10 protein-coding genes and 2 pseudogenes are annotated in these 10,204 nt (G+C 67.4%); 7 read left to right on the top strand and 5 right to left on the bottom strand.

Features of this window, described 5'->3' with window-relative positions; genetic code table 11:
- A pseudogene (locus tag A9X00_RS32785) lies at positions 1-298 on the bottom strand (hypothetical protein); the annotation flags it as partial.
- On the opposite strand from A9X00_RS32785, the pseudogene A9X00_RS16050 reads away from it, so the two are divergent.
- The 7 genes and pseudogenes from A9X00_RS16050 to A9X00_RS16020 all read left to right on the top strand — a co-directional run.
- A pseudogene (locus A9X00_RS16050) lies at positions 188-871 on the top strand (alpha/beta fold hydrolase); the annotation flags it as partial. The pseudogenes A9X00_RS32785 and A9X00_RS16050 sit on opposite strands and share 111 nt — an antisense overlap.
- Positions 872-963: 92 nt before the next feature.
- On the top strand, positions 964-1,824 hold the full coding sequence (gene mmaA1 / locus A9X00_RS16045) for a mycolic acid methyltransferase MmaA1 (RefSeq protein WP_067155187.1): 861 nt from the start codon (positions 964-966) through the stop codon (positions 1,822-1,824).
- A 45-nt stretch (positions 1,825-1,869) separates the two neighbouring features.
- Positions 1,870-2,733 (top strand): cyclopropane mycolic acid synthase MmaA2, encoded by an 864-nt coding sequence (mmaA2, locus tag A9X00_RS16040; RefSeq protein WP_067155184.1) that lies wholly within the window; start codon positions 1,870-1,872, stop codon positions 2,731-2,733.
- Positions 2,734-2,831: 98 nt separating this feature from the next.
- The gene (locus A9X00_RS16035; protein WP_067155181.1) at positions 2,832-3,713 is read left to right on the top strand and encodes a cyclopropane mycolic acid synthase family methyltransferase; all 882 of its coding nucleotides are present in this window, start codon (positions 2,832-2,834) and stop codon (positions 3,711-3,713) included.
- A 51-nt stretch (positions 3,714-3,764) separates the two neighbouring features.
- The gene (gene mmaA4, locus A9X00_RS16030; RefSeq protein WP_067155178.1) at positions 3,765-4,655 is read left to right on the top strand and encodes a hydroxymycolate synthase MmaA4; all 891 of its coding nucleotides are present in this window, start codon (positions 3,765-3,767) and stop codon (positions 4,653-4,655) included.
- Positions 4,656-4,737: 82 nt separating this feature from the next.
- Positions 4,738-5,436, top strand: coding sequence for a YciI family protein (locus tag A9X00_RS16025; protein ID WP_067155175.1), 699 nt, complete (start codon positions 4,738-4,740; stop codon positions 5,434-5,436).
- Between the two features lie 7 nt (positions 5,437-5,443).
- Positions 5,444-6,661, top strand: a complete 1,218-nt coding sequence (locus A9X00_RS16020) for an RNA polymerase sigma factor (protein WP_067155172.1) — start codon at positions 5,444-5,446, stop codon at positions 6,659-6,661.
- Here the strand turns inward: A9X00_RS16020 and A9X00_RS16015 are convergent, their stop codons facing one another.
- From A9X00_RS16015 to A9X00_RS16000, 4 genes are all read right to left on the bottom strand, one after another.
- On the bottom strand, positions 6,662-8,515 hold the full coding sequence (locus A9X00_RS16015) for a fatty acyl-AMP ligase (RefSeq protein WP_232006843.1): 1,854 nt from the start codon (positions 8,513-8,515) through the stop codon (positions 6,662-6,664).
- A 65-nt stretch (positions 8,516-8,580) separates the two neighbouring features.
- Positions 8,581-9,288: a 50S ribosomal protein L1 gene (rplA, locus tag A9X00_RS16010; RefSeq protein WP_067155166.1), complete on the bottom strand. Its 708-nt coding sequence runs from the start codon at positions 9,286-9,288 to the stop codon at positions 8,581-8,583.
- Positions 9,289-9,363: 75 nt separating this feature from the next.
- Positions 9,364-9,792, bottom strand: a complete 429-nt coding sequence (rplK, locus tag A9X00_RS16005; protein WP_066907205.1) for a 50S ribosomal protein L11 — start codon at positions 9,790-9,792, stop codon at positions 9,364-9,366.
- A 23-nt stretch (positions 9,793-9,815) separates the two neighbouring features.
- Positions 9,816-10,204, bottom strand: a 389-nt coding sequence (locus A9X00_RS16000) for a transcription termination/antitermination NusG family protein (protein WP_369830757.1), incomplete at its 5' end; no start/stop codon positions are given.

Raw genomic sequence — 10,204 nt, 5'->3', positions numbered from 1 at the left:
CGATGCCCAGGTGATCCAGCACGGCCGCCGCGTCGTCGGCCAGGTCCTCCAGCGCGTAGGCTGCCTCGGCGCGCAGCCCCAGCCAGAACCGCAGCAGCCGGGGGACCAGGGGCTGCCCGGAGCCCGTTTTCGGCGTCTTGTCGGACAGGCCGACGTCGCGGTTGTCGTACCGGATGACCCGCAGGCCGCGCCCGACGAGCCTCTCGCAGAACGCGGTCCGCCACAGCAGCAGCTGCGCGCCGAGGCAGCCTACGCGCTGGAGGACCTGGCCGACGACGCGGCGGCCGTGCTGGATCACCTGGGCATCGAGCGCGCCCACATCGTCGGGGCGTCGATGGGGGGCATGATCGCGCAGGTGTTCGCGGCGCGATTCGCCGAGCGGACCAAGAGCCTGGCGGTCATCTTCTCCAGCAACAATCGCTCGTTCCTGCCGCCGCCCGCCCCGCGCGCCCTGCTGGCGGTGCTCAAGGGACCGCCGCCCGGTTCGCCGCTCGACGTGATCGTCGACAACGTCGTGCGCGTCACCAAGATCACCGGCAGCCCCCGCTACCGCGCGCCCGAGGAGCAGGTCCGCGCCGAGGCCATCGAGGGCTATGAACGCAGCTACTACCCCTGGGGCGTCGCCCGGCACTTCAGCGCGATCATGGCCAGCGGCAGCCTGCTCGGCTACAACCGGCGCACGGTCGCACCGACGGTCGTCATCCACGGCCGCGCCGACAAGCTGATGCCGCCCTCCGGTGGCCGCGCCGTCGCGCGCGCCATCGACGGCGCTCGACTAGTCTTGTTTGACGGCATGGGCCACGACCTGCCTCAGCAATTGTGGGATCGGCTGATCAGCGTGCTAACTAGCAACTTCGCCGACGCCAGCTAGGGGCGGGGCCCGGGCGGTTTTCGGAGTGCCCTTGTGATTTCACGGACACTCTTACCGCGTTGTACGGTTAGTCGTTGGGAGGATGTCGAATAATGGCGGAGCTGAAGCCCTACTACGAAGACTCGCAAGCTGCGTACGACATTTCGGACGACTTCTTCGGGCTCTTCCTCGATCCCACCTGGGTCTACACCTGCGCATACTTCGAGCGCGACGACATGACGCTGGAAGAGGCGCAACTCGCCAAACTGGATCTGGCGCTCGACAAGCTGAACCTGCAGCCCGGCATGACTCTGCTCGACGTCGGGTGTGGCTGGGGCGGGGCGCTGGTCCGCGCCGTCGAGAAGTACGACGTCAATGTCATCGGACTTACGCTGAGCCGCAACCACTATGAGCGCAGCAAGGCGCGGCTGGCCGCCCTCGGAACGACGCGGCGCGCGGAGGCGCGGCTGCAGGGGTGGGAGGAATTCGACGAGAAGGTCGACCGGATCGTCTCCTTCGAGGCGTTCGACGCGTTCCACAAGGAGCGGTACGGCGCGTTCTTCGAGCGCTCGTACGAGATCATGCCCGGCGACGGCCGGATGCTGCTGCACAGCCTGTTCACCTACGACCGTCGCTGGCTGCACGAGCAGGGCATCGCGCTGACGATGAGCGACCTGCGCTTCCTCAAATTCCTGCGCGAGTCGATCTTCCCCGGCGGCGAACTGCCTTCCGAGCCCGACATCGTCGACAACGCCACCGCCGCCGGCTTCTCCGTCGAGCAAACTCAGCTACTCCAACAGCATTACGCGCGAACCCTTGACGCGTGGGCGGCCAACCTGGAAGGCAACCGGGATCGGGCCATAGCCATCCAGTCCGAAGAGGTCTATAACAACTTCATGCACTACCTCACCGGGTGCGCGGTGCGGTTCCGCAGGGGCCTCATCAACGTCGCCCAATTCACCCTCACGAAGTGAGGTGACCGGCCGGTCGCGCGGCCGGAGCGAGGGGGTCACAACGCCATGAGCAAGGATCTGACACCGCATTTCGACGATGTGCAGGCGCACTACGACCTGTCCGACGACTTCTTCCGCCTGTTCCTCGACCCCACCCAGACGTACAGCTGCGCCTACTTCGAGCGCGACGACATGACGCTGGAAGAGGCGCAGCTCGCCAAGATCGACCTGGCGCTGGGCAAGTTGGGCCTGCGGGCCGGCATGACGCTGCTCGACGTCGGCTGCGGCTGGGGCGCCACCATGCGCCGGGCGATCGAGCGCTACGACGTCAACGTCGTGGGCCTGACATTGTCGAAAAACCAAGCGGCCCATGTGCAGAAGTCGTTCGACGCCATGGAAAGCCCGCGCACCAAGCGGGTCTTGCTGGCCGGCTGGGAGCAGTTCGATGAGCCCGTCGACCGCATCGTGTCGATCGGCGCGTTCGAGCACTTCGGCCACGACCGCTACGACGACTTCTTCAAGCTGGCGCACGATCTGCTGCCCGCCGATGGCGTGATGCTGCTGCACACGATCACCGGGCTGACGGGCCCGCAGTGCGTCGAGCGCGGCATACCGCTGACGTTCGAAATGGCCCGCTTCATCAAGTTCATCGTCACCGAGATCTTCCCGGGCGGGCGGTTGCCGTCGATCGAGATGGTGCAGGAGCGTTCGGCGCAGGCCGGCTTCACGTTGACCCGCCGCCAATCCCTGCAGCCGCATTACGCCCGGACCCTCGACCTGTGGGCGGCGGGCCTCGAGGCCCACCGGGACGAGGCCATCGCGATCCAGTCCGAAGAGGTCTACGAGCGGTACATGAAGTACCTGACCGGCTGCGCCGACGCATTCCGGATCGGCTACATCGACGTCAACCAGTTCACGCTGGAGAAATAGCAGGGCATGCGACCTTAAATGCCAGGGATGCACCCCGCCCCGTGTAGGGTGCCGGGGACAGCCACCTGGCCAAGGTGCCTGTCCAGTCGGGAGGACAAATGGCTGAGAATCGGGTGGGGGCCATGCGGATGCGCTCCGCCTCCGACAATGTCCGATCGCACTACGACCTGTCGAACGACTTCTTCGCCCTGTTCGTGGACCCCAGCCGCACGTACAGCTGCGCGTACTTCCCGCGCGAGGGGATGACGCTGCAGGAGGCGCAGCTGGCCAAGATCGACCTGACGCTGGACAAGCTCGGCCTGCAGCCGGGGATGACCCTGCTCGACGTCGGCTGCGGCTGGGGTTCGGTGATGAAGCGGGCCGTCGAGCGCTACGACGTCAACGTCGTCGGGGTCACCCTGTCGAAGAACCAGCACGCCTACTGCCAGCAGCTGCTCGACGGGATAGACAGCGGCCGCTCGCGCCGGGTGCTGCTGACCGACTGGGCCGAGTTCACCGACCCGGTCGACCGCATCGTCATCATCGAGGCGTTGGAGCACTTCGGCTTTCACCGCTACGACGACTTCTTCAAGTTCGCCTACGAGGCCATGCCCGCCGACGGAGTGATGGCGCTGCACGCCATCACCGGGCTGCACGTCAAGCAGGTCGTGGAGCGCGGGATCCCGCTGACGATGGAGATGGCCAAGTTCATCCGGTTCATCGTGACCGAGATCTTCCCGGGCGGGCGGCTGCCGATGATCGAGACCGTCGAGGAGCACTCGGCGAAGGTCGGTTTCAAGGTGACCCGTATCCAGTCGCTGCAGTCGGACTTCGCCAGGACCCTCGACTTCTGGGCCGAGGCGCTCGAGGCGCACCGCGACGAGGCCATCGCGATCCAGTCCGAAGAGGTCTACGAGCGGTACATGAAGTTTCTGACCGGCTGCGCCAAGGCGTTCCGGATGGGCTACATCGACTGCAACCAATTCACGCTGGAGAAGTGAGCTTCGGTATCGTGGCAAGGCCGAGACTTCATCCAGGAGAACAAGAAGAAAATGGCTGATCAACCGAGCCCGACGAAGACGCGGACGCGTTTCGAAGACATTCAGGCGCACTACGACGTCTCCGACGATTTCTTCGCCCTGTTCCAGGACCCGACCCGGACCTACAGCTGCGCCTACTTCGAGCCGTGGGACATCACGCTCGAGCAGGCCCAGTACGCCAAGATCGACCTCAACCTGGACAAGCTGGACCTCAAGCCGGGCATGACCCTGCTCGACATCGGCTGCGGCTGGGGCACCACCATGAAGCGCGCGGTCGAGAAGTACGACGTCAACGTGGTCGGCCTGACGCTGTCCAAGAACCAGCACGCCCGCAGCGAGCAGGTGCTGGCGTCGCTCGACACCGGCCGGTCGCGCCAGGTTCGCCTGCACGGCTGGGAGGATTTCACCGAGCCCGTCGACCGGATCGTGTCGATCGAGGCCTTCGAGCACTTCGGGCACGAGAACTACGACGACTTCTTCAAGCGGTGCTTCGACATCATGCCCGACGACGGCCGGATGACCATTCAGAGCAGCGTCAGCTACCACCCCTTCGAGATGGCGGCCCGGGGTAAGAAGCTGACCTTCGAGACCGCGCGCTTCATCAAGTTCATCATCACCGAGATCTTCCCGGGCGGCCGGCTGCCGTCCACCGAGATGATGGTCGAGCACGGCGAGAAGGCGGGTTTCGTAGTGCCGGAACCGCTTTCGCTGCGGCCGCACTACATCAAGACCCTGCACATCTGGGGCGACACGCTGGAGTCCAACAAGGAGAAGGCCATCGAGGTCACCTCCGAAGAGGTCTACGAGCGGTACATGAAATACCTGCGCGGCTGCGAGCACTACTTCACCGACGAGATGCTGGACTGCAGCCTGGTGACCTACCTGAAGCCGGGCGCCGCCTAACTGTCGGATCGGGGCTGCGCCGTTCGTCGAGTAGGTAGAGAGTGGAACACAGGGTTTCGCTCACTACCGGAGGTGACGACAAATGCAGTACGTAGCACTGTTGATCAGCCAGGAGCAAGACCGCGCACCCGAGGACGCGGCCGCCGCGATGGCGGAATGGGAGAGCTTCCACGCCAAGGCCGGGCCCGCGATCAAGTCCGGTGATGCGCTGGCACCCGCCGCCGCCGCGGCGGTCATCACCGGCGGCCCGGACGCGCCGGTCGTCACCGACGGCCCGTTCGCCGAGGCCGCCGAGGTGGCCTGCGGCTTCTACGTGTTCGAAGCGGAAAACCTCGACGAGGCGCTGGCGCTGGCGCGCGACGTCCCGCTCGCCAAGTTCGGGGCCGTGGAAGTGTGGCCCGCGGTCCACTCGGTTGAGCTGTCCCGCAAGCTCACCGGCAACGACTGGCTGGCGCTGCTGCTGGAGCCGGCCGAATCCGCACACACCCCGGGCACGCCGGAGTGGGAGGCGGTGGCGGCGAAGCACACCGATCTCCACGCGGCCGCGGGCGACCACATCATCGGGGGTGCCGCATTGCACGACCGGTCCACCGCGACGACCGTGCGGGTGCGCAACGGCGAGGTCCTGATCACCGACGGGCCCTATGTCGAGGGAGCCGAAATCGCCACGGGCATCTACCTGCTCGGCGCCGCGGATCGCGACGAGGCCGTCAAGGTCGCCTCGATGATCCCCGCCTCGACCGTGCAGTTGCGGCAGCTGGCCGGGATCTCCGCGCTCTAGCTCGCCCATGACAGGCCTGGACGGCGTCTTCCGCCGGGAGTGGGGTCCGGCCGTCGCCGCGCTCGCGCGGTGGTCCGGTGACCTCACGGTCGCGGAGGACGCCGTCCAGGAGGCCTGCGCCGAGGCGCTGCGCACCTGGTCTCGCGACGGCGTGCCGGACAGCCCCGGCGGCTGGCTGGTGACCGTCGCCCGCAACCGCGCCCGGGACCGGCTGCGCCGCGAATCCGTGCGCCCCGGAAAGGAATTGGCGGCTGTGGTGGATCAGATTCGGGCGCGCACCGATCACACCGACCCGCACCCCGTCGTCGACGACGAGCTGCGGATGATGTTCACCTGCGCGCACCCGGCGCTGGACCGGCCGTCGCAGCTGGCGCTCACGCTGCGGTTGGTGTCCGGGCTGACCGTCGGCGAGATCGCCCGCGCCCTGCTGCAGAGCGAGGCGGCCGTCGGGCAGCGAATCACGCGCGCCAAGAACAAGGTTCGGCACGCCAACATCCCGCTGCGGGTGCCGCCCGCCGAGCTGCTGCCTGAGCGCACGCCGCACGTGCTCGGCTGCATCTACTCGGTGTTCACCGAGGGCTATTGGTCGACCGCCGGCCCGTCGGCGATCCGCGACGAGCTGTGCGACGAAGGGGTCCGGCTGGCGCAGGAGCTGTGCGGGCTGATGCCGCACGAACCGGAGGCGCAGGCGCTGGCCGCCCTTGTGCTGCTGCATGATTCGCGGCGCGCGACCCGGGTGGACGCCGACGGGCTGCTGGTGCCGCTCGAGGAGCAGGACCGCCGCCGCTGGGACCGCGGCCGCATCGCCCGCGGGCTGGACCGGTTGCGGCGGGCCGAGGGATCGACCGGCCCCTACTTGCCGCAGGCGGTGATCGCCGCGGTGCACGCGACGGCGCCGTGCTGGGAGCAGACGGATTGGGTCACCATCTGCGCGGCCTACGACCGGCTGCTGTCGATGACGGACTCCCCGGTGGCCCGCGCCAACCGCGCGCTGGCGGTCGGATTCCGCGACGGCCCCGACGCGGGCCTGGCGGCGCTGGACAGGGCGGCGGACGACCCGCGGCTGGGCCGCTCGAATCTCGTCGCGACGCTGCGCGCCGATCTGCTTCGGCGCGCGGGGCGGCCCGCCGAGGCCGTGACGTGGTACCGAACGGCGTTGCAGTCCAACGGTTCCGAGCCGGGCCGCGAGTTCCTGCGGCGGCGCATCGCCGAGTGCGGCGGATAGTCAGGAGCGGCCCCGTGCACCGAAGTCGCCGTTGAGATACCGGGCGCGGCAGGCGCGTCGCGCCAGCTTTCCGCTGGTGGTTCGCGGGATAGCGCCGGCCGCCACCAGCAGCACATCGGCCAGTGGCAGGCGATGACGGCGCGATACCGCCGCGCGGATGGCATCGATTACGGGTTGCAGATCGGCCCGCCCCACCCCCGGTGCCCGCTCGGCAACGATCACCACACGCTCGCCGACCCCGTCGTTCGTCGGCACCGAGAATGCCGCGACATAACCCGAGCGCACCGCGGGCGACGCGGCGGCCGCGGTGGCCTCGATGTCCTGCGGATAGTGGTTGCGGCCATCCACGATGATCAGATCCTTGATGCGCCCGGTGATGTAGAGCTCACCGCCGAGGTAGACGCCGAGATCACCGGTCCGCAGCCAGGCGGCCTCACTCGGCGCCCCGTCGGCGTGGCTGCCTTCCGGTAGCGGGGACTGCAGCTTGTTGCAGAACGTCCGCTCGGTTTCTTCGGGGCGTTCCCAGTACCCGCGGCCGATGTTGTCGCCGTGCAACCAGATCTCACCGACCTCGCCATCGGCCAGCTCCGACTCCGTCTCGGGGTTGACGATGACACCCCACTGGCTGCGCGCGATCCGACCACAGGACACCTGCGCGATGGCGTTGGGCGCGTCGCGCGGGACCTCAACCGCATGCCCCGCCCCCAACTGTTCCCGGTCCAGGTAGACGACGGTTGCCCGCTCGGCGAGGTCAATGGTCGAGACGAACAGGGTCGCCTCGGCCATGCCGTACGACGGCTTGACCGCCGTGCTCGGCAGACCATACGGGGCGAACGCGGCGTTGAACTTCTCGATCGACTCGATCCGCACCGGTTCGGAGCCGTTGATCAGCGACACCACGTTGCTCAGGTCGAGGGCCTCGCCGGCATCGGGAAGCCCGCGCTCAGCGGCCAGCTCGAACGCGAAATTCGGTGCCGCCGCGTAGGTGGGACCGAATTTCGACTCGGCCGCGAGTTGCCGGATCCATCGTTGCGGACGCCGGACGAACGCCATCGGCGACATGAGTGTGAGCTGGGTGCCGAAGACCGCCACGCAGACGATCATCAGCAGGCCCATGTCGTGATAGAGCGGCAACCAGCTGACGCTGCGGATGTCCCAGTCGATGCCGGTGGAGATCACCATCTGCAGCACATTGGTGCCGATCGCGCGGTGGGTGATCTCAACACCGGCGGGGGCGCGCGTCGACCCCGAGGTGTATTGCAGGTAGGCAATGTCGTCGGTGTCGAGGTGAACCGGCGCGAACGTGGCACCCACCGAGTCGGGGATTTCATCGATCGCGATGACCCGCGGTCTACTGCTGCGCGGCAGCGAGCGGACAAAGTCCAAAACCGCCGCGGCCGCACCAGCGGTCGTCAGTACCACCGAGGGGTGGGCGTCGCTCACCACCGCATCGAGGCGCTCGGCGTGGCCCGGCAACTCGGGCGCGAACAGCGGCACGGCGATATCGCCGGCCTTGATCGCGGCGAAGAATCCCACGATGTAGTCGATTCCCTGCGGCGCCAGTATCGCCACCCGATCGCCCGGGGAAGTGACTTGCTGCAGCCGGGCGCCGACGGCCCGCAGCCTGGTGCCCAGCTGGGCCCAGGTCAACTCGATCATCGTGCCGTCGGCATCGTGGGCGTAGTCGAGATAGCGGTACGCCACGGCATCGCCGATGTCGGCGATGTGGCGATCCAGGAATGTCACCAGGTTGACGCCGGGCGGCAGCACGATGCCGCCGTCCGCATCGAGGTAGTCCGTCAACTTGGGCCGGTTTACCCGACCGCTGTCATTGCTTCCCATGGCACCTGCCATGAGCGGAGTCTAAGAGACGGGCATCGAGTTTCAGCGTAGCGACCAACAGTGAAACGCCCTTTTGCTTACCCGTCGGCGAAGTTTCGGGTGACGGCAGGGTCTACGGGGATGCCCGGGCCCGTGGTCGTCGACACCGTGATCTTCTTCAGGTAGCGGCCTTTCGACGACGACGGCTTGAGCCGCAGCACCTCGTCGATCGCGGCGCCGTAGTTCTCCGCCAGGCTCTTCTCGTCGAACGACGCCTTGCCAATGACGAAGTGCAGGTTGGCCTGCTTGTCCACGCGGAAGTTGATCTTGCCGCCCTTGATGTCGGACACGGCCTTGGCGACGTCGGGTGTGACGGTGCCGGTCTTGGGGTTCGGCATCAGGCCGCGCGGACCCAGGATCCGGGCGATGCGGCCGACCTTGGCCATCTGGTCGGGCGTGGCGATCGCGGCGTCGAAGTCCAAGAACCCGCCCTGGATCTTCTCGATCAGGTCGTCGCTGCCGACGATGTCCGCGCCGGCGGCCTGCGCCTGCTCGGCCTTGTCGCCGACGGCGAAGACCGCGACCCGGGCCGTCTTACCGGTGCCGTGCGGCAGGTTGACGGTGCCGCGGACCATCTGGTCGGCCTTGCGGGGGTCGACGCCGAGCCGGATGGCCACCTCGACGGTCGCGTCCTGCTTGGCCGACGACGTCTCCTTGGCGAGCTTGGCCGCCTGAAGCGGGGTGTACAGGTTGTCGCGGTCCACCTTCTCGGCGGCGGCGCGATAGGCCTTGCTGTTCTTGCTCATTGATTCATCCAATCTGGAGTTGGGTAGTGGTCAGCGGGCCGAAGCTGGCCCTCCCACGCTCTCTTCGAACGCCGATTATTCGACGGTGATTCCCATCGACCGGGCGGTGCCGGCGATGATCTTGGCGGCGGCGTCGATGTCGTTGGCGTTGAGGTCCGCCTTCTTGGTCTCGGCGATCTCCTTGACCTGATCCCAGCTGACCTTGGCGACCTTGGTCTTGTGCGGCTCGGCCGAGCCCTTGCCCACGCCGGCGGCCTTGAGCAGCAGCTTGGCGGCCGGCGGCGTCTTGAGCGCGAAGGTGAAGCTGCGGTCCTCGTAGACCGTGATCTCCACCGGGATGACGTTGCCGCGCTGGTTTTCTGTCGCGGCGTTGTACGCCTTGCAGAACTCCATGATGTTCACGCCGTGCTGGCCGAGCGCGGGCCCGACCGGCGGGGCGGGGTTGGCCTGCCCGGCCTGGATCTGCAGCTTGATCAGCCCAACGACTTTCTTCTTCGGGGCCATGAGATGTTGTGGTTCCTTCCTTGCTAAATCTTCGAGACTTGGCTGAACGTCAATTCGACGGGGGTTTCGCGGCCGAAGATCGACACCAGCACCTTGAGCTTCTGCTGTTCGCCGTTGACCTCGCTGATGGTGGCCGGCAATGTCGCGAACGGTCCGTCCATGACCGTCACCGATTCGCCGACCTCGTAGTCGACCTCGACGGTCGGACGCTCCAGGCCGCCCGCCTCGGCGACGGTGGCGGTGCTGGCCGCGCCCTTGGCGGCCTTCTTCGCCGCCCCGCGCGGCAGCAGGAACTTCACCACGTCGTCGAGCGCCAGGGCCGACGGGCGCGCCGGCGCGCCGACGAAGCCCGTGACGCCCGGGGTGTTGCGCACCGCGGCCCACGAGTCGTCGGTCAGGTCCATGGGGCCCC

The organism is Mycobacterium sp. 1245805.9, from assembly GCF_001672915.1.
Taxonomy (GTDB): domain Bacteria; phylum Actinomycetota; class Actinomycetes; order Mycobacteriales; family Mycobacteriaceae; genus Mycobacterium.
The sequence above is the reverse complement of the archived record's forward strand: the minus strand, read 5'-3'. Positions and strand labels throughout refer to the sequence as shown.

What these genes read in the sequence shown, in the direction of transcription:
- A9X00_RS16020 (WP_067155172.1), top strand. Translation starts at nt 5,444, where the DNA reads ATGACAGGCCTGGACGGCGTCTTCCGCCGGGAGTGGGGTCCGGCCGTC.
- mmaA2 (WP_067155184.1), top strand. Translation starts at nt 1,870, where the DNA reads ATGAGCAAGGATCTGACACCGCATTTCGACGATGTGCAGGCGCACTAC.
- mmaA1 (WP_067155187.1), top strand. Translation starts at nt 964, where the DNA reads ATGGCGGAGCTGAAGCCCTACTACGAAGACTCGCAAGCTGCGTACGAC.
- A9X00_RS16015 (WP_232006843.1), bottom strand. Translation starts at nt 8,515, where the DNA reads ATGGCAGGTGCCATGGGAAGCAATGACAGCGGTCGGGTAAACCGGCCC.
- mmaA4 (WP_067155178.1), top strand. Translation starts at nt 3,765, where the DNA reads ATGGCTGATCAACCGAGCCCGACGAAGACGCGGACGCGTTTCGAAGAC.
- rplK (WP_066907205.1), bottom strand. Translation starts at nt 9,792, where the DNA reads ATGGCCCCGAAGAAGAAAGTCGTTGGGCTGATCAAGCTGCAGATCCAG.
- rplA (WP_067155166.1), bottom strand. Translation starts at nt 9,288, where the DNA reads ATGAGCAAGAACAGCAAGGCCTATCGCGCCGCCGCCGAGAAGGTGGAC.
- A9X00_RS16035 (WP_067155181.1), top strand. Translation starts at nt 2,832, where the DNA reads ATGGCTGAGAATCGGGTGGGGGCCATGCGGATGCGCTCCGCCTCCGAC.
- A9X00_RS16025 (WP_067155175.1), top strand. Translation starts at nt 4,738, where the DNA reads ATGCAGTACGTAGCACTGTTGATCAGCCAGGAGCAAGACCGCGCACCC.